Annotated in this window: 23 protein-coding genes; 9 read left to right on the forward strand and 14 right to left on the reverse strand. The window is 62.9% G+C overall.

Features of this window, described 5'->3' with window-relative positions; genetic code table 11:
• Nucleotides 1–127: 127 nt before the first annotated feature.
• Together A6U98_RS02260 and A6U98_RS02265 are read right to left on the reverse strand one after the other, a co-directional pair.
• Complete coding sequence (locus A6U98_RS02260; protein WP_064647705.1) at nt 128–2,122, reverse strand: methyl-accepting chemotaxis protein; 1,995 nt, start codon at nt 2,120–2,122, stop codon at nt 128–130.
• 429 nt (nt 2,123–2,551) lie between these two features.
• Nucleotides 2,552–3,490 (reverse strand): IS110 family transposase, encoded by a 939-nt coding sequence (locus A6U98_RS02265; RefSeq protein ID WP_064647707.1) that lies wholly within the window; start codon nt 3,488–3,490, stop codon nt 2,552–2,554.
• Nucleotides 3,491–3,851: 361 nt separating this feature from the next.
• On the opposite strand from A6U98_RS02265, the gene A6U98_RS02270 reads away from it, so the two are divergent.
• A complete protein-coding gene (locus A6U98_RS02270) occupies nt 3,852–4,727 on the forward strand; it encodes a transporter substrate-binding domain-containing protein (RefSeq protein WP_064647709.1) in 876 nt (291 codons plus the stop codon).
• Nucleotides 4,728–4,836: 109 nt separating this feature from the next.
• On the opposite strand, the gene A6U98_RS02275 is transcribed toward A6U98_RS02270, so the two are convergent.
• The 5 genes from A6U98_RS02275 to A6U98_RS02295 form a co-directional block, all read right to left on the reverse strand.
• A complete protein-coding gene (locus A6U98_RS02275) occupies nt 4,837–5,250 on the reverse strand; it encodes a tellurite resistance TerB family protein (protein ID WP_029875415.1) in 414 nt (137 codons plus the stop codon).
• A 102-nt stretch (nt 5,251–5,352) separates the two neighbouring features.
• Nucleotides 5,353–6,063: a thermonuclease family protein gene (locus tag A6U98_RS02280; protein WP_064647711.1), complete on the reverse strand. Its 711-nt coding sequence runs from the start codon at nt 6,061–6,063 to the stop codon at nt 5,353–5,355.
• An 11-nt stretch (nt 6,064–6,074) separates the two neighbouring features.
• The gene (locus A6U98_RS02285; RefSeq protein ID WP_064647917.1) at nt 6,075–6,740 is read right to left on the reverse strand and encodes a helix-turn-helix transcriptional regulator; all 666 of its coding nucleotides are present in this window, start codon (nt 6,738–6,740) and stop codon (nt 6,075–6,077) included.
• Between the two features lie 118 nt (nt 6,741–6,858).
• Complete coding sequence (locus tag A6U98_RS02290) at nt 6,859–7,506, reverse strand: response regulator transcription factor (RefSeq protein WP_003545225.1); 648 nt, start codon at nt 7,504–7,506, stop codon at nt 6,859–6,861.
• A 91-nt stretch (nt 7,507–7,597) separates the two neighbouring features.
• On the reverse strand, nt 7,598–7,996 hold the full coding sequence (locus A6U98_RS02295) for a hypothetical protein (RefSeq protein WP_064647713.1): 399 nt from the start codon (nt 7,994–7,996) through the stop codon (nt 7,598–7,600).
• Between the two features lie 119 nt (nt 7,997–8,115).
• On the opposite strand from A6U98_RS02295, the gene A6U98_RS02300 reads away from it, so the two are divergent.
• Nucleotides 8,116–8,469: a DUF952 domain-containing protein gene (locus tag A6U98_RS02300; protein WP_064647919.1), complete on the forward strand. Its 354-nt coding sequence runs from the start codon at nt 8,116–8,118 to the stop codon at nt 8,467–8,469.
• Nucleotides 8,466–9,554 carry a quinone-dependent dihydroorotate dehydrogenase gene (locus tag A6U98_RS02305; RefSeq protein ID WP_064647715.1) on the forward strand — a complete coding sequence of 363 codons (1,089 nt, stop codon included), beginning with the start codon at nt 8,466–8,468 and terminating at the stop codon, nt 9,552–9,554. The genes A6U98_RS02300 and A6U98_RS02305 overlap by 4 nt, the downstream gene beginning before the upstream one ends.
• On the opposite strand, the gene A6U98_RS02310 is transcribed toward A6U98_RS02305, so the two are convergent.
• The 3 genes from A6U98_RS02310 to A6U98_RS02320 all read right to left on the reverse strand — a co-directional run bounded on the left by A6U98_RS02310 (nt 9,530) and on the right by A6U98_RS02320 (nt 11,727).
• Nucleotides 9,530–10,876: an MATE family efflux transporter gene (locus A6U98_RS02310; protein ID WP_064647717.1), complete on the reverse strand. Its 1,347-nt coding sequence runs from the start codon at nt 10,874–10,876 to the stop codon at nt 9,530–9,532. The two genes, A6U98_RS02305 and A6U98_RS02310, sit on opposite strands and share 25 nt — an antisense overlap.
• A gap of 85 nt (nt 10,877–10,961) precedes the next feature.
• Nucleotides 10,962–11,459, reverse strand: a complete 498-nt coding sequence (locus A6U98_RS02315; RefSeq protein ID WP_064647719.1) for a CAP domain-containing protein — start codon at nt 11,457–11,459, stop codon at nt 10,962–10,964.
• A gap of 1 nt (nt 11,460) precedes the next feature.
• Nucleotides 11,461–11,727, reverse strand: a complete 267-nt coding sequence (locus tag A6U98_RS02320) for a DUF6460 domain-containing protein (protein WP_064647722.1) — start codon at nt 11,725–11,727, stop codon at nt 11,461–11,463.
• 201 nt (nt 11,728–11,928) lie between these two features.
• On the opposite strand from A6U98_RS02320, the gene A6U98_RS02325 reads away from it, so the two are divergent.
• The 3 genes from A6U98_RS02325 to A6U98_RS36625 all read left to right on the forward strand — a co-directional run bounded on the left by A6U98_RS02325 (nt 11,929) and on the right by A6U98_RS36625 (nt 14,028).
• Nucleotides 11,929–12,861 (forward strand): methyltransferase, encoded by a 933-nt coding sequence (locus A6U98_RS02325; protein ID WP_064647921.1) that lies wholly within the window; start codon nt 11,929–11,931, stop codon nt 12,859–12,861.
• A gap of 210 nt (nt 12,862–13,071) precedes the next feature.
• On the forward strand, nt 13,072–13,707 hold the full coding sequence (locus A6U98_RS02330) for a YitT family protein (RefSeq protein ID WP_020493417.1): 636 nt from the start codon (nt 13,072–13,074) through the stop codon (nt 13,705–13,707).
• 153 nt (nt 13,708–13,860) lie between these two features.
• Nucleotides 13,861–14,028 carry a hypothetical protein gene (locus A6U98_RS36625; RefSeq protein ID WP_156667808.1) on the forward strand — a complete coding sequence of 56 codons (168 nt, stop codon included), beginning with the start codon at nt 13,861–13,863 and terminating at the stop codon, nt 14,026–14,028.
• A 67-nt stretch (nt 14,029–14,095) separates the two neighbouring features.
• Here A6U98_RS36625 and A6U98_RS02335 read toward each other — a convergent pair whose 3' ends face one another.
• Together A6U98_RS02335 and A6U98_RS02340 are read right to left on the reverse strand one after the other, a co-directional pair.
• Entirely contained in the window at nt 14,096–14,557 is a 462-nt protein-coding gene (locus A6U98_RS02335; RefSeq protein ID WP_011650365.1) for a carboxymuconolactone decarboxylase family protein, read from the reverse strand.
• Nucleotides 14,558–14,580: 23 nt separating this feature from the next.
• The gene (locus A6U98_RS02340) at nt 14,581–15,081 is read right to left on the reverse strand and encodes an Rrf2 family transcriptional regulator (protein ID WP_027686090.1); all 501 of its coding nucleotides are present in this window, start codon (nt 15,079–15,081) and stop codon (nt 14,581–14,583) included.
• A 133-nt stretch (nt 15,082–15,214) separates the two neighbouring features.
• On the opposite strand from A6U98_RS02340, the gene A6U98_RS02345 reads away from it, so the two are divergent.
• The 3 genes from A6U98_RS02345 to pdeM all read left to right on the forward strand — a co-directional run bounded on the left by A6U98_RS02345 (nt 15,215) and on the right by pdeM (nt 19,237).
• Nucleotides 15,215–15,847: a YitT family protein gene (locus A6U98_RS02345; RefSeq protein WP_064647724.1), complete on the forward strand. Its 633-nt coding sequence runs from the start codon at nt 15,215–15,217 to the stop codon at nt 15,845–15,847.
• 47 nt (nt 15,848–15,894) lie between these two features.
• On the forward strand, nt 15,895–18,405 hold the full coding sequence (locus tag A6U98_RS02350; RefSeq protein WP_064647726.1) for a ligase-associated DNA damage response DEXH box helicase: 2,511 nt from the start codon (nt 15,895–15,897) through the stop codon (nt 18,403–18,405).
• Nucleotides 18,406–18,499: 94 nt separating this feature from the next.
• On the forward strand, nt 18,500–19,237 hold the full coding sequence (pdeM, locus tag A6U98_RS02355; RefSeq protein WP_197496331.1) for a ligase-associated DNA damage response endonuclease PdeM: 738 nt from the start codon (nt 18,500–18,502) through the stop codon (nt 19,235–19,237).
• A gap of 45 nt (nt 19,238–19,282) precedes the next feature.
• Here pdeM and A6U98_RS02360 read toward each other — a convergent pair whose 3' ends face one another.
• A complete protein-coding gene (locus A6U98_RS02360) occupies nt 19,283–19,864 on the reverse strand; it encodes a transglycosylase SLT domain-containing protein (protein WP_064647728.1) in 582 nt (193 codons plus the stop codon).
• 150 nt (nt 19,865–20,014) lie between these two features.
• Nucleotides 20,015–20,572 carry a dihydrofolate reductase family protein gene (locus tag A6U98_RS02365; protein WP_064647730.1) on the reverse strand — a complete coding sequence of 186 codons (558 nt, stop codon included), beginning with the start codon at nt 20,570–20,572 and terminating at the stop codon, nt 20,015–20,017.
• Nucleotides 20,573–20,704 lie beyond the last annotated feature (132 nt).

The following is a 20,704-nucleotide window of genomic DNA, read 5'->3' on the forward strand; positions in this document are numbered from 1 at the left end:
CCGCCGCGAAGACGCCGAAAACAATGCGACGTTCTACATGCCCGCCTAACCTAGCGCATATGAGGGTTAGGGTGAGGGGCAGCCATCTACGCGAACCAGACCGCCGTGGCTCGGGCCGAGGATCGGCTCAGAATTCCGTCCAGTCGGGATCCTGGCTCGGCGACGTGCTGCTGCCGGCGCCGAAGGCGTTGGCGATCTTCTGGCCGAGCGCGCGGGCCGGTGAGGCGGCCGGGCGGGCGGTGCCTTCGCGGGCGACGCGGACCGGGGTTGCCCTGCCTGCAGGGCGCGTGGGCGCGCGTGGTGCTGCTGTGGCGATTGGCGCACTAGCGGTGAAGCCGCCGGTGCCGGTCAGCCGGAATTGGCTGAGCAGATTGTTGAGCGCTGCCGCTTCGGTGGCGAGGTTGTGGCTGGCGGCGGTGGATTCCTCGACCATCGCTGCATTCTGCTGCGTGCCCTGATCCATGGTGTTGACGGCGGTGTTGATCTCCTGCAGTCCGATCGACTGTTCGCGGGAGGCTTCGGCGATCGCGTGGACGTGCTGGTTGATCTCCTGCACCTCGGCGACGATCGCGTCGAGCGCCTTGCCGGTCTCGCCGACCAGCGAGACGCCGGTCTGCACATGCGAGCCGGAGGTGCTGATCAGCGCCTTGATCTCCTTGGCCGCCTTGGCCGAGCGCTGGGCGAGCTCGCGCACCTCCTGGGCGACGACGGCAAAGCCCTTGCCGGCATCGCCGGCGCGGGCGGCTTCAACGCCGGCGTTCAGAGCCAAAAGATTGGTCTGGAAGGCGATGTCGTCGATGACGCCGATGATGTTGGAGATTTCGCCCGAGGACTTCTCGATCTGCTGCATGGCGGAGACGGCCTTGCGGACGACCTCGCCTGACTTTTCGGCGCCGAGGCGGGTGCGGGCGACGAGCTGGCTTGCCTCCTCGGCCCGCTTGGCGGCGTCGCGCACCGTCGTGGTGATCTCCTCCAGCGCTGCTGCCGTCTCTTCGACGGAGGCCGATTGCTGTTCCGTCCGCTGGGAAAGCTGGTCCGCGGAGGAACGAATCTCATTGGCGCCGGCGCCAATCGCCCGGGCATTGGCGCCGACCGTATGCAGGGTTTCGTTGAGCTTCTCGACCGAGTTGTTGAAATCCGCACGCAGCGCATCGAGATGCGCGACGAAGGGCTCGGCGATATGCGAGGCGAGATCGCCGGCGGCAAGGCGGCGCAGGCCGTCGCCGAGTGCGGTGACGGCGCGGTCGAGTTCGGATCCTTCGCGGGCCTTCTGCGCCTCGCGGTCGCGGCGCTCGCTGTCGCTGACGTCGCGGTCTGCTGCGGCGCGCGCTTCGATCCGGGCACGCTCGATCGCATTGTCGCGGAAGACCGAAACGGCCTTTGCCATCTGGCCGACCTCGTCGCCGCGATCAAGGCCGCCGACATCGCTTGTCGTATCGCCCTCGGCAAGCCGCGTCATGCGCTGGCGCAGTTGCATCATCGGGCCGGCGATGCCGATCTGGGCCACGACCACGCTGAAGCCGACGGCAGCGAGAACGGCGATGCCGATCAGAATGAGACAGAAGACGATCCGTTCGTTGACGGAAGCCGAGAGCGCGCCGCCGCCATCGTTGAGCATTGCCATCATCGCATCATTGTTGGCGATCATCTTCGGCGTCAGTGCATCGAGCTTGGCATTGATCAGGACAACATTCGCCTGGGCGCCGGCGCTGTCCTTGGCTTTGCTCTGTTCGATGATCTTGTTCGCCAGCATTTCGATCTCATCGATGCTAGCCTGAATTTCATCGATCGCCGGCTTGCGGCTGGGCACCAGTGCCAGCGCCTGCTTCATGCGGTCACGCGCCTGCGGCAGCTTGCTCGGTGTGGCGAGCGCCGTCTGGAATTCGGGCGTATCGGGCTTCATGTCGGCAAGCAGGCTTACCTGCAGCACTGAGGCCACCGCCGATGCGCTGGCGCGCGCGCTCAGCATCGAGGCCTGCGCCTCATGAGCGATGAAGGCGCTGTAGGCGGCGTCCGCACGGCGGAATTCGGAAATGACATAGATCAGCCCGGCCATCGTGATCAGCCCCAGGAGTGCCACCACCGATATGATTTTTGTGCGAATTTTCAGATGTTTCAGCATGGAAATGTCACCCGATTGACGGGGCGTGCTCGCGCGCCCGGTGCTTTTGAAATCAATTGTTGCAGAAAAATGCTGCTTCAATATCGCGGATTAGGGATTACGTTTGGGCTGACGCTTGCATCATGCGATCGGCTGGCGGGGTCCGATGTCGTCGCAACAAATAAAAGGCGATATTCTTTAATTCCGCGCTAACACGAGGCGGCGGCTGGCTGTGATTTTTAGGGACTGAATTGTCGTCTCGGGTCTTGCGCCAGGGCTGTCCAGTTCGCGCTAGTGGCTGCCCCTCATCCTAACCCTCTCCCCGTTCTGACGGGGAGAGGGGACGTGCCATGCGGGGGTCGGATGGGAGCCGAGAGGTCGCGGCGTATCCCCTTCGCCCCGTTTACGGGGAGAAGGTGGCGGCAGCCGGATGAGCGACTATCTGGGTTGTCAAGTTGCACATTCGAATTCTCTACGCGCATCTCGTGCTTTTGCATTGAGAATGACCAGGAGTTTTCGGGCGAGCGCGATGCGGATGACCATTTTGGGTTTGCCGGCGCTTTGCAACCTTTGCCTGAAGGCAGCCAGATGCGGATCGTGTCTGGCCGCGATAGCGGCGACCAGGAACAGGATGCCCCGCGGTCCGGAGCGCCCACCGCGCACCGGCCGGGGTCCGGCTCTCTTGCCGCTGTCGTTGGCAATCGGCGCCAGGCCGGCCAGTTTGACGATCGCCTTGTTGGAGATCCGGCCGATCTCGGGCAGCTCGCCCATCAGCCGGGCGACGGTGCGGTTGGCCACGCCCTTGACCGAGCGAAAGGCCCGGTTGAGGCAGGCCCAGAGCGGATCATCGTCGATCATCGAGGCAATCTCGCCTTCCAGCCTGCTGCTCTGGCGCATCAGCAGTGCGATCACCTCGTCGAGACTTTCCACGATCGCCCCATCGCCGGCCGCACTGCGGCGCTGCTTCTGAACGATGAGGTCCCGCGTGACCTGGGACAGCCGCGTCATCAGCGCCGATAGCCGTAGCTGCGCGGCTTTCGGCGGCGGCAGGGCAGACAGCCGCTTGGTCTCGGCATAATGGGCGATCATCGCCGCATCGATGCGGTCGGTCTTTTCCAGAAAGCCCATGGCCTCAGCAAAGCGGCGCACATGGCGCGGGTTGGCCAAGGCGCAGGCGATCCCCAGCTCCCACAACAGCAGGAAAGCCTGCCGCTCGTAGCCGCCCGACGCCTCCATGACGACCAGTTCGACCCCATGCTCCCGGCAGAGCGCAGCCAGCGCGCCGATGCCGGCCGCATCGTTGCCGAAGCGCTCAAATGTCCCGGACGGGCGGATGAACGCATCCAGCCAGTCCTTCGAAACATCCACTCCACATATAACTCTGTTCACGGTAACCTGCCTTGTGCGTGCGGTTGAAGCCAAGCGACTATTCGGTCGTACGTGACGATGACGAAGATCCCAGGCTAATCCACGGTTGTAACCGGAGGGGGAAACGGGCGACTTCGTCACGCCTCTGGCCGGGTGGCCACCCGGCCAGACGCTCAATCGCTTCCATCGCACGAAATCTCTAACGCGCAGATACAAGGGGCTGGTTCTGAGATCTCCTGGGCCGGGGATGTCGCATGAAGGCTGCTCTTCGCACGGCAGCACGATCCGGCTCACTCCCACACATATTCCCCGCCGCGCATGACTCTGATACATCTCGCCGACGCCGCAATGCTTCGCGCTTAACCCAGAGACAACGATCAAGATGATGCAATCCAATCTCGCATCCCTGACTCTGAAGGGTTTCTTCGCGCTCGGCCTGTTTCTCGGCGCGCTCGTTTCAAGTTTTGCCGCATCGGCCCAGCAGGCGGCGCCCTCGCTGCCGCTGCTCTTCGATGCGCGCGAACGTCTTGCGAGGCCTGATCTCTCCTCGCTGGTGCGCTTGCGTTTCCTGACGTCGGTCGATTTCCCGCCCTTCAATTTCACCGACCAGAACGGCAAGCTTTCCGGTTTCAATGTCGATCTCGCCCGCGAAATCTGCAGTGAGTTGGAAATATCGGATAAGTGCCAGATCCAGGCGATTCCCTTCGTCGACCTCAGGGATGCGCTCGCCGCCTCGCAGGGCGATGCCGTCATCGCCGGTTTTGCGGTGACCCCGGAGCTGCGCCGGCAATTCCTCTTCTCCAGACCCTATCTGATGCTGCCGGCGCGCTTCGTGCGCAATCTCGGCGTGCCGCTCGACGGAAAGACCGCCGCCGCGCTTGCCAGCCATCCGGTCGGTGTCGTCAGGGGGACGGTGCATGAGGCGATGCTGGCTGCCTTTTTCCCCGCGCTCAAGGCCCAGCCATTCGACACGAAGGACGCCCTGCTTGCGGCGCTCAAGGATCGCAAGGTCGATGCCGCCTTTGCCGATGCGCTGCAGCTTTCCTTCTGGGTCTCTTCGCCGGCCTCAGCCAAATGCTGCGCGCTCTTCGACGGCCCCTATCTCTCCGAGCATTTCCTCGGCGAAGGCATGACGATCATGCTGCGGCAGAAAGACAGCGTGTTGACATCCGCCATCGACCACGCGCTCGCCACGCTGTCGCGCAACGGCCGCCTTCAGGAAATCTATCTGCGGTATTTCCCCTACGGGCTCTATTGACATGCGTGTCGCCCGGAAGTGTGCAGCGGCTCCGGGATAAGGACATGCATCAAAACAAAGATCTAAAGCGCGAGGAGCGAATCTGAAAGATTGCGACGCGCTTTAGTGTTCAGCCCCTGCGGAAGCGGGCAATCGCACTGCGCTCGATCGCCGCGCAGGTGAGCTTGTCGAGGCCGAGCCGATCGCGCAGCAGGCTGAGCAGCCGCAACTCCTCCGCCTTGACCGAGAGATCGGCGGATGCCACCTCGACGGCGAGCGCATAGGCCGTGTCGTAGAGCTTTGCGGGCAGGGTATCGCGCACGGTTTCGAGCACGACGTCGAGGCCTTCCGGCCCGGCCAGCAGCGAGGCGCAGTCGCGCGCCACCGCAATCAGTTTGTCGTCATCGAAATCCCGGAAAACCGGCAGGAATCCGATCAATTGGCCGATCCTTGTCATCTCCCGGTCGTTCATCGTGCTGTCGACGGCGGATGCCATCACCATCACGTAGATCAGCGCATCATGGGCGGAAAGCGGCTTGTTCATCTCTGATTCCTTTTTCGATCTGCCGAGATTAGGAATTGGCGACAGTCATTACAAGGGATCGGCCCGATCCAGGGCTGTCCGACCGCTGTCGTGGCTGCCGGTTTAATTGCGGCGCGGATCGTCGCCGTAGAGGCCTTTTCCTGCCTGCCTGGCCTTTTCGGCGGCAGCCGTAAGCGGCGAACCCACTGCTGCTTCCGCCCAGCCGTTTTCGGCAAGCCATGAGCCGAGATCCTCTGTGCCGAGCCGGCAGGCAGTCGTTACTGTTTCCTTCCATTCCACCGTCTCGAGATCGCAGCTGACGCTGCGGTTGCGCAACAGCAGGCGCAGCGCCGTCTTCGCCATCATGCCGCAGGGCCATTGCCGGCCCGCCGGCCCGCATATCCTGTCGACCGGCGTCGGCACAATGCCGGCAATCTGAAGCCGGCGCTCGCCAAAGGAAAGAATGCCGGCATTTTCGGCCATCGGCCGCGCCAGCTCCACCGCCTTTTTCGTAGCCGGACCTGCCGTTTTCCCGGCTGCCGTCTCCGCTTGTTGCGGCAGATCGGCCGGTTTGGAGGTCACCCCGTCGCCTGGGTCTGGAGCGGGTGGGGGCGCCGGTTCGGCCGCGCGAGCAATCATTTCGGCACGGTCGTCCGACATCGTCGCGGGCTTGCCGGCCTCGAGGGCAGTATCCGCCGGTGCTGCCGCCGTCTCCCCTGCGGACGCCGTTTCTTCGCTGGCTGCGCCGCTGCCAAGCCTTGCTTCGCCCGCCATCAGCAGGCCGACCACCACTACCATCCCCGTGATACCTGTGATGAAGGCGGCAGGGCGCATGGAATATCTTCCTATTGGCTGGCCCAGATGATCCGGGCGATCCAGTCGACGTCGGAAAGCTCGAGGGTGCGGTTCGGATGTTCAGGATTGAGCGACAGCAGCTCGATCGATCGCGGGCTCTGGCGCAGCAGCACCTTGGCCATCACCTCGCCCTCGTTTGTGCGCACGACGACGCGGTCGTTGCGGCGCACCTGCGCCCCCGGCTCGACGATCAGCACGTCGCCGTCGCGATAAAGCGGCATCATGCTCTCGCCCTGCACCTCCAGCGCATAGACGCCGGCCTTTTGCGACGGGGCTGCCGGAAATTCCACCACGTCCCAGCCCTGGCCGGCCGGAAAGCCGCCATCGTCGAAGAAACCGCCGGCGCCCGCCTGGGCGAAACCGAGCAGCGGAATGGAGCCGCCTTGCCGGGGAAATGCGCCTTCCTGCTGTCCTAAAGAGCCGGCCTCCGGCCGCATGAAAGCCAGAAACTGTTCCATGCTCGCCCCTGTGGCGTCGAGCACCTTGGCGATCGATTCCGTCGAGGGCCAGCGCAGCCGCCCATCGGCGGAAAGCCGTTTCGATTTGTTGAAGGAGGTCGGATCGAGGCCGGCGCGCCGCGCCAGACCGGACGGCGTCAGCTCGTGCCGTTCGGCAAGCCTGTCGAGCGCTTCCCAGATCTGGCCATGTGACAGCATGCGCGCGATTCCGTCGCGGCTCATTCAACGCCGCGCTTCAACCCGGCGGAATATTAATCGACCGTGCCGTCTGAGTAAAGATGAAAGAGGAATAAAATCCTGTTATCGCATGCTGCGCTCAGGCGACCATTGCCATGTTGATCTTGCCGAGCTGGATGACGGCCTGCGTCCGGCTGTCGACATCGAGTTTCAACAGGATCGCCGAGACATGCGCCTTGATCGTCGCCTCGGAGACGCCGAGTTCGTAGGCGATCTGCTTGTTCAGCAGCCCTTCGCCAAGCATGGTCAGCACCCGGCTCTGCTGCGGCGTCAGCGTATGCAGGCGGTGGATCAGGTCGGCGACATCGGGATCCTGCTCCTGCCCGTCGCGATAGCTTTCCGGCGTGGCGATGTCGCCGGCAAGCACCGTCTGGATGCTGCGGCGAATATCCTCGATACCGGAGGATTTCGAAATGAAGCCGGAAGCGCCGAGTTCCAGCGCCCGGCGGATGGTCGTCGCATCGTCTGTTGCCGAGACGATGACGATCGGCAGGCTGGCGAATTCGGAGCGTAGAGCCATCAGGCCGGAAAAGCCGCTGACGCCGGGCATGGCGAGATCGAGCAGCATCAGGTCGGCATCGGCATGGGCGCCGGCTGCCCGGCGCGCCGCAGCGAAATCGCCGGCCTCGACAATCGACTGCCGGCCTTCCATGCCGATCACCGCCTGGCGCAGCGCGTCACGGAAAAGCGGATGATCGTCCGCAATGATGATGGTCTGTTCCTGCATCGAAAACTCCCTCCCAAGAGCCCGATCATGCCGGCATGTGCCTCCGCCCCTCCGCGTTGCACGCCAGCTTGCTCATACTGACTATATCAGATCAGGTCTTCTGCGGAAGGGGATTGGTGTTTTCCTCAGCCTGGAACTCCTTCACCATCCCCATGAAACTCTTCATCATCCGCTCCATGATGCTGATCGAACGGTCGACTTCGGCATCGCTCGGCAGCGCGCGCTGGGCGACATTGCCCTGTTCGAGCGCCGTCACCCGCTTTGCCAGCCGGTCGAGTTCGTCCTCATAGGCCGCCCGTTCGTCGGCCGCCATCCGGCAGACGAGGGCGCCGTCCTTGTCCTGGCAGATCGACATGGCCCCGGTCTGCCGGTCGAGCCGAACGAAATGATCGCCGCTCTTCTCCAGCTGGAAGCGGCCCGCATCGGCTTCGGCTGCCGCGGCCACAAACGGCATGAGAAAAACGCCAAGCGTCAGAACCAAAACCTTCATCGTCTCATCCTCCGGATTTTACCTGTGGGTGCCCTCGTTTTTCGCGCCGGGGCGTGGACATCGCCGCCTCTTTCCGGCAAAGCCCTGGTAACCAAGGAACAGCCCATCGTGAGGCCATGATGACCCTGACACCGACCCTTTACAAGATCGTGACGGAAACGCTCTGGCAGCAAGCCAGACAAACCGGCATTTTTCATGGCGCCGGCATCGATCTCCAGGACGGCTTCATCCATTTCTCGACGGCGGACCAGGTGAAGCAGACCGCTGCCCTGCACTTTGCCGGCCAGTCCGGCCTGCTGCTGATTGCCGTCGATGGCCGCGGCTTTGGTGACAAGCTGATCTTCGAGCCCTCGCGCGGCGGCGATCTCTTCCCGCATCTCTACGCCGATCTGCCGCTTGCCGCCGTGCTCTGGGAGGTACTGCTGCCGCTCGACGACGCCGGCGCCCATATCTTCCCGGAGCTGCAGCCATGATCGATCCCTTCAAGCGTCTCGCCCGCAAGGGTCTCTTCCTGTTCGATCCGGAAACGGCGCACGGCATGTCGATCGCCGCCTTGAAATCCGGCCTCGTGCCGGCCTGCCAGATCACGTCCGATCCGCGCCTGCGCCAGATCGTTGCCGGCCTTACCTTCGAAAATCCGCTCGGCATGGCCGCCGGCTACGACAAGAATGCCGAGGTGCCGGAGGCGCTGTTGAAGCTCGGCTTCGGCTTTACCGAGATCGGTACGGTGACGCCGAAGCCGCAATCCGGCAATCCGCGCCCGCGCATCTTCCGCCTGGTGGAGGATGAAGCTGTCATCAACCGCCTCGGCTTCAACAATGAAGGCCATGATGCCGCTTTCGGGCGCCTCGCCGCGCTCAGGGGCGGCGGCATGATCGGCGTCAATATCGGCGCCAACAAGGACAGCGAGGACCGCATCGCCGATTATGTCGCCGGCATCCGCCGCTTTTATTCCGTCGCGCGCTATTTCACCGCCAACATCTCTTCGCCGAATACCCCCGGTCTGCGCGACCTGCAGGGGCGCGAAAGCCTTGCGGTACTGCTGTCATCAGTGCTTGCGGCGCGCGACGAGATGGCGGCGGCATCCGGCCGGAAGATTCCGGTCTTTCTGAAGATCGCGCCTGATCTGACCGAGGAAGGCATGGACGATATCGCCGCGGAAGTGCTCTCGCATACGCTGGATGGCCTGATCGTCTCCAACACCACGCTGTCGCGCGATGGCCTCAAGGATCAGCGCCAGGCGAAGGAGACGGGCGGCCTTTCCGGCGTGCCGCTGTTCGAAAAGTCGACGGCGGTGCTTGCCAGGATGCGCAAGCGTGTCGGCCCTGATCTGCCGATCATCGGCGTCGGCGGCGTCTCCTCGGCCGAGACTGCGCTGGAGAAGATCAGGGCGGGTGCCGATCTGGTCCAGCTCTATTCCTGCATGGTCTATGAAGGCCCCGGCCTGGCCGGCGATATCGTCCGCGGCTTGTCGAAACTCCTGGATCGCGAAAAGGCCGGTTCGATCCGCGAACTGCGCGATACCAGGGTCGATTACTGGGCGGCGCGGAAGGTCTGATCGGCCCGCGACCGCACCAGCATCGCCAGGAAGATGCCGCGAAAGAGCAGGAAGGCGTTCATCGCCAGCCAGAGGCCGTGGTTGCCGAAGAGCGGCACGAAGACCGCGAGCATCAGGAGATAGCCGGCAAAAGATATCAGCATCCGGTTGCGCATGTCGGCCGACCACGTGGCGCCGATGAAGACCCCGTCCATCAGGAAGGCGAGCGCGCCGGTCAGTCCGGTGACCGCCGCCCAGGGCAGATAGGTTTCGGCCGCCTGCCGCACCTCGGGTGAGGTCGTCAGCACCGAGATCAGCCAGGGGCCGGCGAGGAAGAAGAAGGCGGAGCCGAGCGCTGCCAGTCCGAAGGACCAGAAGATCGTCAGCTTCAGCCCGCGGTCGAAGGCCGGCCGGTAATGCGCGCCGATCGCCCGGCCGATGATCTGTTCGGCGGCATTGGCAAGCCCGTCGAGATAATAGCCTGATAGCAGGAAGAAATTCATCACCACGGCATTGGCGGCAAGCGTCACCGCGCCGAAGCTGGTTCCGATCCGCGTCATGATGGTGAAGGCGCCGATCAGCACGAAGGTGCGGATCAGGATGTCGCGGTTGAGCGCGAACAGCTCGGCCAGGCGGTGCCGGGAAAAGACCTCCGCCCATGCCGGCCGGGCTGCCTTGCCGAAGCCGCTGAGCACGATGGCAAGCCCGGCGAGTGCGCCGACGGTTTCGCCGGCCATCGTTCCCCAGGCGACCCCCGCCACGCCCCAGTCGAGCGTCAGGCCGAGATAGATGGAAAGCAGGATGTTGATGCCGTTGATGATCGCCTGCAGCAGCAGTCCGATATTGCCCTGTCCGCGCCCGAGCACGAAGCCGAGGATGGCATAATTGGCCAGTGCCGCGGGTGCTGCCAGCATGCGGATCGAAAAATAGGTGCTGGTCGCCTCGGCGATCGCGCCTTCCGCCCCCATCAGCTTCAAGCCCGCCGCCATTAGCAGCGGCGAAAGACAGAGCAGCGCCAGCCCGCAGCCGAGCGCCGAAATCATCGCCCGGGAAAAGACCGCCTGCTGCTCGTGCTGGTCGTGACGGCCATAGGCCTGCGCCGTCAGCCCGGTCGTCGAGGCGCGCAGGAAGTTGAAGCTGCCGAGGATCAGATCGAAGAGCATCGCGCCGATCGCCAGCCCGGCCAGCGCTTCCGCATTTCCCATGCGGCCGACGACGGCGGTGTTCGTCAGCCCGAGCAGCGGCGTCGTCATGAAGCCGAGCGTCATCGGAAGGGCGATCGACAGCACCATCAGGTGCGTCACGTCGAATGCAAGCGCGTTGTGATTGCTGCGTGTATCCATGCCGGCCTCGTCGCGGCAGCGCCACGCGTCGTTTCAGACGCGCAACAGACGCTGCATCACTTGAACTGCTGCAGGCGGAATCACCTCAGCTGGAAAGCACCATGGCCCAATAGGGCAGGTTCCTGGAAGATGTATTATGGGCGACGGCGACGCCAAGGCCGCCATATCGACCGAGCATGTTTTCCAGGTGATGCGGCGAGTTGATCCAGGCCGCCACCACGGCATCGACGCTCTGCTGGCCGGACGCGATGTTTTCGGCCGCCGGCAACCGCACGCCGCTCGCCTTGACGCGCGCGCCGAAACTGTCGGTCATGCCCATCAGATGCGCCATCTTGCCGGCACTCGCCATGCGTTTCGCCTGGAACAGGGCGGCCGTACTTGCCGCCGGATCGACGGCAAGCGGCGGCAGGCCGTTCTTCGCCCTGAGCTGGTTGACGAGCGGCAGTACGCTCGCCGTCTCGTCCTCGCCGTCGGACGGCGTGCCGGCCATCCGCGGGGTCGTGGTGCAGCCGGCGATGCCGGCGGCGAGCGCAAGTCCGGAAAGGCGCAGCAGGCCGCGCCTGGAAAGATCGATGGGTGTCATGTTACCGGCGGTAGCTGAAAAGACGAAGGATGATGAAGAGCGGGATGACGATCGTCGCGCCGAGGAGGAGATAGTCGCCGACGCGCCCGAGGGCCGAGAAGCCCCGGTACCAGATCTCCATGATGAAATCGCGTATGCCGTAGATGATGCCCCACGGCGTCAGGCCGAAGACGGTCATGACGAAACCGACGATCAGCGACACCACGATAAGCTTTATCAATGTGCGGCCGATTGAATCGCCGAGGAACCTGTTCGCCTGATCGGACATAAGCCATCTCCTGTTTGCCCTTGGAATAAGGTCGCGGCGCGGCGCCCGCAAGCCCTTTCCGGAATTGGCCGCTTCGCCTCTGAAATAGGACTTGAGTTTTTTTGTGGCCGCCGCCAAATGCCGGCCAATGCATGTCGCCCGGAAGTGTGCAGCGGTTCCGGGAAAACGACATGCATAAAACAAACAGCTACAGGCCCATTGATGCAGCCCCACCAGCTTTCCTCAGGCGACGTCATCGCCGACCGCCGCGCCGATTATGCCAGGATGCTCGAAGAAGGCGGCGAGCCGGAAGCGGCTGCCGAGCTGATGGAACAGGCCCTCGAGCTCGTGCCTGCCTGGGCCGCCGGCTGGTATCGCCTCGCGGCCTATCTGGAAAAGGCGGGCAGGGGTGACGCCGCGATCGAGGCTTACCGCAAGACGCTTGCCTTCGATCCCGAAGATATTTTCGGCGCAACCCTCAAGCTCGCCCTTCTCGGCGACGGTGCCACGCCCGACCGGCCGCCGAGCCGCTATGTCGAGCGCCTCTTCGACGACTACGCCGACCGTTTCGAATCAGCACTTGTCGAAAAGCTCGACTACAACGTCCCGCAGAAGCTCGCAGCGCTCGTCGCCTCCACCGGCAGGCGCTACGAATGCGCCGTCGATCTCGGCTGCGGCACCGGTCTGCTCGGCCCTGAAATCCGCGGCGGTGTCGGCCGCCTCGAAGGCTTCGATCTCTCCCAGAACATGCTGGCAAAAGCCGCCGAGAAACGGGTCTATGACAGTCTTGCCCAGGCCGATCTCTCGCTTGCACCCGATCTCTCCGGCCTGTTTGCGGAGGCCGCGCGCCATCGCGCCGATCTGGTGACGGCAGCCGATGTGCTGATGTATCTCGGCAATCTCGAGAGCGTCTTTGCCATCGTCGGAGACCTCGCTGCATCAGGCGCCGATATCGCCTTTTCCGTCGAGGATGCGGGGGAGGGCGACGGCTTTCACCTCGCTCCGTCGCTGCGTTATGCCCATTCGGAAAGCTATGTCAGGATGCTTCTTGCCCGTCACGGGCTGGAAATCCTGAAGATCGCCAAGTCGGTCATTCGCAAAGATGGCAGAAAACCGGTTTCCGGCATTCTATTCCTTACGCGTAAGCCCGCGTGAGCGAACATTTCTTGCGATTTTTTAATAGGTCAGCATTGCTTACCTATTTCGCTTGATCAGAAGACCGAAAAACCCGATACTGCACCGCATCGGCAGAGAGCCCGGCAATATTACGCCGAGGCGCTCGGGCTCCTTTCATAATCCAAATTCCGTCGCGCCCGGGTCGTCCCAAGCGCGTTCCCGAACTCGTGCGCCGTGGAGACTGGCGACATGACACAGCTCATCAATGCCCTTGGCTTCTGGAATACGACTGCGACGCGCCACACCCCGATCGAAGATGTGCAGGGCATATTCTCCGGCAGCCTGGTTGCCGCGCTCGGCCTCTATGTGCTCGCCAGCGCCGGCCTTCTCACCGGCAGCACCGCCGGTGTGGCTTTCCTCCTGCATTATGCCTTCGGCGTCAATTTCGGCCTCGCCTTCTTCCTGCTCAACCTGCCGTTCTTCTATCTCTCCTGGAAGCGCCTCGGCATGGCCTTCACCGTCAAGACCTTCATCGCCATCGGCCTGACCTCGGTGATTGCCGATGTGCAGTCGCGCTTCCTGTCCATTTCGAGCATCCATCCAGCCTGGGCGGCCCTTCTCGGCGGCCTGCTGCTCGGCTTCGGCCTGCTGGCGCTCTATCGCCACCGCGCCAGCCTCGGCGGAGTCGGCATTCTCGGCATCTACCTGCAGGAGCGTTTCGGCATCCGCGCCGGCCTCGTCCAGCTCGCCATCGACATGTGCGTGCTCGCCGCCGCCTTCTTCGTCACCACCCCGCCTGTCGTCTTCTATTCGGTGCTCGGCGCCGTCGTCCTCAACCTCTTCGTCGCCATCAATCACCGCGCCGACCGCTACATCGCGCTTTAGTTTTACGCATGTCGTTATCGCAAAACCGCCGCACAGTTTTGCGCGACATGCTCTAACGTTACAAAACGGTAAGCCATTCTAAACAAAACGTAACTTGCCTGTGATCGGCCGCGGGGCGACACTCATCTCGCGCCGGATTTGATGAGGTGAGTTATGTCAGATTTGGAAAAACTTGTCAGACGCCGTATGCAGGAAGAATACGCCAAGGGCGCTTCCGCGGAAGAAATTGCGAAAGTCGTTCGAGACCTCTTCAATAGCATCGACCTCTCGGACAATCGGTTTGACGCCGTTGCCGTACAGGCCACTCGGGATCACGAGTGATCCGATATTCGACCGACCCGAGATTTTCGGGTCGGTTGCAAGGATGATTTCTCTCTCAGCAGATCTTTCAGGCTGCCTTCTGCGCCGCATCGAGCGGATGCTGCGAGCGGAAGCCGACGGCAAGCCGGTTCCAGATGTTGATGGCGCCGATCGCTACCGTGATCTTCGTCATTTCTTCTTCGGAAAAATGTGCCTTCAACGTCTCGTAGTCGGCATCTGGCGCGCCTGTCTTGGCGATATTGGTCACTGAATCCACCCAGCCGAGCAGCGCCCGTTCGCGGGCGTCATAGACCGGCGATTCCCGCCAGACGCACATCAGGTTGATCCATTGTTCGCTGAGCCCATCATGGCGGGCTTCCTTCACATGCATGTCGACACAATAGGCGCAGCCGTTGATCTGCGAAGCGCGCAGCTTGATCAGGTGGATGAAGCGGCGCTCCAGCCCGGAAGACTGGACATATTGCTCGAGCGCGGCGACCGCCTTGTAGGCATCGGGCGCGGCTTTGGCGAAGTTGAAACGTGGTTGCATGGTCTTTCTCCTTTGTTGGTGGCTCAACGAGCCGTCTTGCGTTCATGGATTTCAAGGAAGGCGCAGCCTCTAGCTGCGATCGATCCGTCGTCGACGGCGGCAAGGTCGATGCCGATATCGGCCAGGCTCGTCTTGGCGAGTTCGGCGCGATAGACCCGTTCGGCTTTCAGCATCGCCGCGTTGATGGTGCAGGGCTGGGCGAACAAGCGATCGGAGACCGGGTTCGGTCCGCGCTGGCGGATTTCGGCGCAGCGGAACGCCGGCGCAGACCCCTCGACCGCGAGCACGATGTCGAGCAGCGAAATCTCCTTCGGCGCTTTTGCCAGCCGATATCCGCCCTTCGGCCCCGGAACGGTATCGAGGATGCCGGCGCCTGATAACGCCTGCAGATGCTTCAGCAAATAGCTTGTCGAAACGCCGTGAAACTCCGCCAGCGCCGCCGCCGAAAGCACGCCGCCTTCGGAGAGGCCGGAAAGCATCGCAACGCTGTGAATGGCCTGCTCGACCCCATCGCCCATCTTCATGCAACTGGCCTCCTCAATTCGTGGATAAAAAATATCCACGATTATGTCAGCTGTCAAGAGGTGTCCTCGTTGCTTGCCACTTGCCTTTATCCTGACCCCGGATAGAAGACGGAAAAGCCGCCAGGGGAACAACATGGCATCCAACGCTTTCGCAGGCCTTCTGAATTCCAGCGCCGATCGTCACTCGCTGCTCGACGACGCCCAGGGCATCGTCGCCGGCAGCATGCTCGCCGTGCTCGGCGTATCGCTTCTCTCCGGCGCGGGACTGCTTGCCGGCGGCACGGCGGGCCTTGCCTTCCTCGCCCATTATGCGACGGGCTTCAGCTTCGGCCTCTGCTTCTTTGCCGTGAACCTGCCCTTCTATTATCTCGCCTTCCGCCGCTTGGGCGCCGCCTTCACCGTCAAGACCTTCGCCGCCATCGCGCTCACCTCGGTCCTGTCCGAATTCGTCCCGCGCTTCATCAGCATGGCGCATGTCGATCCTTTTGCCGGTGCGCTCTTCGGCGGCCTCGTCATCGGCGCCGGCATGCTGGCGCTCTTCCGCCACCGCGCCAGCCTCGGCGGCATCGGCATTCTCGCCCTCTATATCCAGGATCGCTTCGGCTGGCGCGCCGGCTTCGTCCAGCTCGGCTTCGACGGCGTCATCCTGGCGCTCTCCTTCTTCGTCGCAAGCCCCTTCATCATCGCCTGCTCCGTGCTTGGTGCGATCGTTCTCAACCTCACGATCGCCATCAACCACCGCAAGGATCGCTATATCGCCATGTGAAAAGTCGCCGCTCTTCTTTTTCCCCGGCGTTTCACTACTTTCAGGGCGTGGACCAGATCGATTCCGAAGCCCGTACCCTGCTTCCTGCCGCCTTTACCCGCTGGTTTGCGGAAAAGGGCTGGCGCCCGCGCGCCCATCAGCTGGAACTGCTTGCCCGCGCCGAGGCCGGCGACAGCACGCTGCTGATTGCGCCGACCGGCGCCGGCAAGACGCTCGCCGGTTTCCTGCCCTCGCTCACCGATCTCACCCGCCGCGGCCGGATCCCGCCCGGCTCTGCCTTCACCGGCATCCATACGCTCTATGTCTCGCCACTGAAGGCGCTTGCCATCGATATCGAGCGCAACCTGACGAAGCCGGTCGAGGAGATGGGCCTGCCGGTCACCGTCGAAAACCGCACCGGCGACACCCCGAACGCCAAGCGCCAGCGCCAGAAGCTCAACCCGCCGGATATTCTGCTGACGACGCCCGAACAGGTCGCCCTGCTTCTGGCGAACCGGGAGGCCGAGCGCTTCTTCAAGGACCTGAAATATATCGTCCTCGACGAACTGCATTCGCTGGTCACCTCCAAGCGCGGCCATATGCTTTCGCTCGGCCTTGCCCGCCTGCGCCGCCTTGCCCCCGGTCTCCAGACGATTGGCCTTTCGGCGACCGTCGCCGAGCCGATGGATCTGCAGAAATGGCTGGTCGGCCAGGAAGAGGGTAGCGAACATCATGCGGGGCTGGTCGTCGTCGAAGGCGGCGCCAAACCCGATATCTCGATCCTGTCGACCGAAGAGCGCATTCCCTGGGCCGGCCATTCCGCCCGATATGCCATTCCCGATGTCTACAACAAGCTCGTCGAACATCGCACGACGCTGCTCTTCGTCAACACCCGCAGCCAGGCGGAAATGCTTTTCCAGGCGCTCTGGACGATCAATGACGACAACCTGCCGATCGCGCTCCATCACGGCTCGCTCGATGTCGCGCAGCGCCGCAAGGTCGAGGCGGCGATGGCCGAAAACCGGCTGCGCGCCGTCGTCGCCACCTCCACCCTCGATCTCGGCATCGACTGGGGCGATGTCGATCTGGTCATCCATGTCGGCGCGCCGAAGGGCGCCTCGCGTCTTGCCCAGCGCATCGGCCGCGCCAACCACCGCATGGACGAGCCCTCGAAGGCGATCCTCGTGCCTGCCAACCGTTTCGAGGTCATGGAGTGCCAGGCCGCCCTCGATGCCAATTATATCGGCGCGCAGGACACCCCGCCCGTCGGCCGCGGCGCGCTCGACGTGCTTGCCCAGCATGTGCTCGGCATGGCCTGCGCCGAGCCTTTCGACATGCTGGAACTTTACGATGAAATCATCAGCGCCTCGCCCTATGCCGATCTGAGCTGGGAGACCTTCGAGCGCATCGTCGATTTCGTCGCCACCGGCGGTTATGCGCTGAGGACCTACGAGCGTTACGCCCGCATCCGCAAGACCAAGGAAGGCCGTTGGCGCGTCTCCAATCCTGCAGTCGCCCAGCAATACCGCCTCAACCTCGGCACCATCGTCGAAAGCCCGATGCTGAATATCCGCATGGTCAAGCGCGGCGAGGGCGGCAGGATCGGCCGCGGCGGCGCTACGCTGGGGAAGGTCGAGGAATATTTCCTCGAGCAATTGTCGCCGGGCGATACCTTCGTCTTCTCCGGCAAGGTGCTGCGTTTCGAGGGCATCCGCGAGAACGAATGCCTGGCGTCGCAGGCCTTTTCGCTCGATCCGAAGATCCCCTCCTATAATGGCGGCAAGTTTCCGCTGTCTACCTATCTCGCCGAGCAGGTGCGGGCGATGATCGCCGATCCCGACCGCTGGCGCCACCTGCCGGATCAGGTGCGCGACTGGCTGTCGCTGCAGAACGACAAGTCGATGCTGCCGAAGCGCGACGAGTTTCTGATCGAAACCTTCCCGCGCGGCAGCCGCGGCTACATGGTCGCCTATCCCTTCGAAGGCCGTCTCGCCCACCAGACGCTCGGCATGCTGCTGACCCGCCGGCTGGAGCGGATAGGCGCCAAGCCGCTCGGTTTCGTCGCCACCGATTATTCGCTGGCCATCTGGGGCCTCGAGGATATGGGGCTGATGATCGGCAATGGCCGGCTCAGCCTCTCCGACCTCTTCGACGAAGACATGCTCGGCGACGATCTCGAAGCCTGGCTGGACGAATCCTTCCTGTTGAAGCGCACCTTCCGCAATTGCGCCGTCATTGCAGGCTTGATCGAGCGCCGCCATCCGGGCAAGGAAAAGAGCGGTCGCCAGATCACCGTCTCCGCCGATCTGATCTACGACGTGCTGCGCAGTCACGAGCCGGATCACATCCTCTTGCAGGCGACGCGGCAGGATGCGGCGACGGGACTTTTGGATATTGGCCGTCTTGGCGATATGCTGAGACGAATCAGGGGCCACATCACCCACCGCGCTCTCGACCATATTTCCCCGCTCGCCGTGCCGGTGATGCTGGAAATCGGACGCGAGGCGGTGCCGGGTGAGGCTCATGACGCGCTGCTCGCCGAAGCGGCGGACGATCTCATCGCCGAAGCGCTCGCTTGACGAGAATCGGGCCTGATGAGAATTAGGGCCCGACGATTTAGGCCTGACGATGATTTAGGCCCGACGACGATTTAGGCCAGACGACGATTTGGGAATGACGACCGTGATGAACCGCCTGGCGCTGGCGCGCAACATATCAGGACTGGCCGCCATGCCGGGCATCGAGACATCGGTCCATGGCATTGCCGCCGTCTGCGATCCGCTCGGCGCCCTCTATCTGCCGGATGCCGGGCTGCTCGTCGTCTCCGACCTGCATCTGGAAAAGGGCGCAGCCTTCGCCCGCCGCGGCATGATGCTGCCGCCTTACGATACGCTGGCGACGCTGACCGTCCTTGCCGCCGTCATCTCGCGTTATGATCCGAAGCTCGTCATCTCGCTCGGCGATAATTTCGACGACCGTATCGGTTCCAAGCATCTGCCGGAGAATTTTCGCGCCCTGATCGTCGAGATGGCCCGCGGCCGCGAATGGATCTGGATCAATGGCAACCATGATCCGGATGGCATCGTCGATCTACCGGGCACGTCCGCCGACGAAATGCATTATGCCGGCCTGACCTTCCGGCATGAGCCGAAGAACGGCTTGCAGAGCGGCGAAATCGCCGGCCACCTGCATCCGTCCGCGACCGTCCGCCGCCGCGAGAAATCCGTCCGCCGCCCCTGCTTTGCCACCGACGGCGCCCGCCTGCTGATGCCGGCCTTCGGCGTCATGAGCGGCGGTCTGGATCTCGGCCATCAGGCGATGAGGGGCCTGTTCGACAAGGCTTTGTTGATGGCGCATCTACTCGGCAAGGACCGGATTTATTCTGTCAGGTATGGGAATTTGTGGGGGTAGCGCCCTTCATATTTGGACGGCTTACGCGGGCGCCCTTCAATACCCTCAATCGCACTCCTGCAGCTGCCGCTGATACGTCCCGGCCATCCGCGCAAACTTCTGCGCCGTCTGCTGCAACTGCGCGTTCGAGCGCCAGTCGCCGCGTTTGTATCCCGTCGGCCCGGAATAATAGGCGAGATAGAGATTATAGGCATCGTTCAGCGGAATGCCGGTCTCCACGCTGTTCTGGTAGTGATACCAGCCGATGAAATCGATCGCGTCGGCGAAGTTAGCCCGCCGCGCGGTCCAGTTCCCCGTCTGCGACTGGTAGTGATCCCAGGTCCCGTCGAGTGCCTGCGAATAGCCGTAGGCCGTCGAAGGCCGGGTCCAGGGAATGAAGCCGAACAGTTTGGTGCGCGGCGGCCGCGCATAGGGCTGGAAGCCGGATTCGGTATACATCGTCGCCATCAGGATCGGCACGGGCACGCCGTATTTCTTCTCCGTCCGCTCGGCGGCACTCTGCCAACTGGAGAAGAGCCCGTCGCGCTCGTCGAAGACGGCACAGATGTTCCTCGTCTGCTTCGGCGCCGTCGCGCAGCCGGCAAGCAGCGCGAGACCCATGGCCGTCAGAACGATACGAGTACGCATGACAAAACCTCTCGTTTCCGAGAGATTACTAACTCGTAAATGTTAAAAACCGGTTTTTAGTCGAATGCGAACTTCCCAGGCTGCTCTCTTGTGCGACCAGGGATGGATACCCTGGCCCGACCATCGGGACGGCATCGCACATCAAAATCCCTAAGCCCTGACGGGTTCGTAGCGCAGGATTACCGCGCCGCCCTCCGTCGTCGAGGATTCGATGAGCTTCAGCGGCACCTGGCCCTCTGCCTGTTTGAAAAGCGGATTGCCGCCGCCGAGAATGACAGGCACCAGGCAAACCCTGATTTCATCGATAAGCCCCGCTTTGATCAGGCTGTCGGCAAGTTCGGCGCTGCCGAAGATGAAGATCGTCTTGCCGTCCTCCTGCTTCAGCCTCGTCAGTTCGGGGATCGGGTCGTTGACGACACGGGCATTGTTCCGGCCGGGCTCGCTCATCGTCCGCGACACGGCGATCTTGGCGATGCCGTTCATATAGGCTTTGATCTCACCTTCGCCCTCGGCGGTCGGCCAGTAGGAGGCCATGCCCTCATAGGTCTTCCGGCCGAATACCAGCAGATCACTTTCCCTGCCGAACTGTTCGGCATAGCGCTGCAGCTCAGGTCCCCAGGCGAAATTGTGGAAGTCGATATCCCAAGGCTTCGTGCCTTCGAAATAACCATCGAGCGTCATCAGGTTCCAGACAACAAGCTTTCTCATTTCCAACCTCCTTCTGAATTACCATCCATCCAAACTGGTTGCGTTTGACAACTGGTTGAAAGCTAAGCTGACTGATAGCGAAATGCAAGCGGTTTTTTGGAGCAGGACATTCGGGCAAGCAGCTGCTCGCGC

Source organism: Rhizobium sp. WYCCWR10014, from assembly GCF_001657485.1.
GTDB lineage: Bacteria > Pseudomonadota > Alphaproteobacteria > Rhizobiales > Rhizobiaceae > Rhizobium.

Coding starts and splice junctions, on each gene's coding strand:
- A6U98_RS02325 (WP_064647921.1), top strand. CDS start 11,929: ATGCAGCCCCACCAGCTTTCCTCAGGCGACGTCATCGCCGACCGCCGC.
- A6U98_RS02345 (WP_064647724.1), top strand. CDS start 15,215: ATGGCATCCAACGCTTTCGCAGGCCTTCTGAATTCCAGCGCCGATCGT.
- A6U98_RS02330 (WP_020493417.1), top strand. CDS start 13,072: ATGACACAGCTCATCAATGCCCTTGGCTTCTGGAATACGACTGCGACG.
- A6U98_RS02290 (WP_003545225.1), bottom strand. CDS start 7,506: ATGCAGGAACAGACCATCATCATTGCGGACGATCATCCGCTTTTCCGT.
- A6U98_RS02285 (WP_064647917.1), bottom strand. CDS start 6,740: ATGCTGTCACATGGCCAGATCTGGGAAGCGCTCGACAGGCTTGCCGAA.
- A6U98_RS02305 (WP_064647715.1), top strand. CDS start 8,466: ATGATCGATCCCTTCAAGCGTCTCGCCCGCAAGGGTCTCTTCCTGTTC.
- A6U98_RS02365 (WP_064647730.1), bottom strand. CDS start 20,572: ATGAGAAAGCTTGTTGTCTGGAACCTGATGACGCTCGATGGTTATTTC.
- A6U98_RS02340 (WP_027686090.1), bottom strand. CDS start 15,081: ATGAAGATGGGCGATGGGGTCGAGCAGGCCATTCACAGCGTTGCGATG.
- A6U98_RS02295 (WP_064647713.1), bottom strand. CDS start 7,996: ATGAAGGTTTTGGTTCTGACGCTTGGCGTTTTTCTCATGCCGTTTGTG.
- A6U98_RS02275 (WP_029875415.1), bottom strand. CDS start 5,250: ATGAACAAGCCGCTTTCCGCCCATGATGCGCTGATCTACGTGATGGTG.
- A6U98_RS36625 (WP_156667808.1), top strand. CDS start 13,861: ATGTCAGATTTGGAAAAACTTGTCAGACGCCGTATGCAGGAAGAATAC.
- A6U98_RS02310 (WP_064647717.1), bottom strand. CDS start 10,876: ATGGATACACGCAGCAATCACAACGCGCTTGCATTCGACGTGACGCAC.
- pdeM (WP_197496331.1), top strand. CDS start 18,500: ATGACGACCGTGATGAACCGCCTGGCGCTGGCGCGCAACATATCAGGA.
- A6U98_RS02270 (WP_064647709.1), top strand. CDS start 3,852: ATGATGCAATCCAATCTCGCATCCCTGACTCTGAAGGGTTTCTTCGCG.
- A6U98_RS02280 (WP_064647711.1), bottom strand. CDS start 6,063: ATGCGCCCTGCCGCCTTCATCACAGGTATCACGGGGATGGTAGTGGTG.
- A6U98_RS02300 (WP_064647919.1), top strand. CDS start 8,116: ATGACCCTGACACCGACCCTTTACAAGATCGTGACGGAAACGCTCTGG.
- A6U98_RS02320 (WP_064647722.1), bottom strand. CDS start 11,727: ATGTCCGATCAGGCGAACAGGTTCCTCGGCGATTCAATCGGCCGCACA.
- A6U98_RS02260 (WP_064647705.1), bottom strand. CDS start 2,122: ATGCTGAAACATCTGAAAATTCGCACAAAAATCATATCGGTGGTGGCA.
- A6U98_RS02360 (WP_064647728.1), bottom strand. CDS start 19,864: ATGCGTACTCGTATCGTTCTGACGGCCATGGGTCTCGCGCTGCTTGCC.
- A6U98_RS02315 (WP_064647719.1), bottom strand. CDS start 11,459: ATGACACCCATCGATCTTTCCAGGCGCGGCCTGCTGCGCCTTTCCGGA.
- A6U98_RS02335 (WP_011650365.1), bottom strand. CDS start 14,557: ATGCAACCACGTTTCAACTTCGCCAAAGCCGCGCCCGATGCCTACAAG.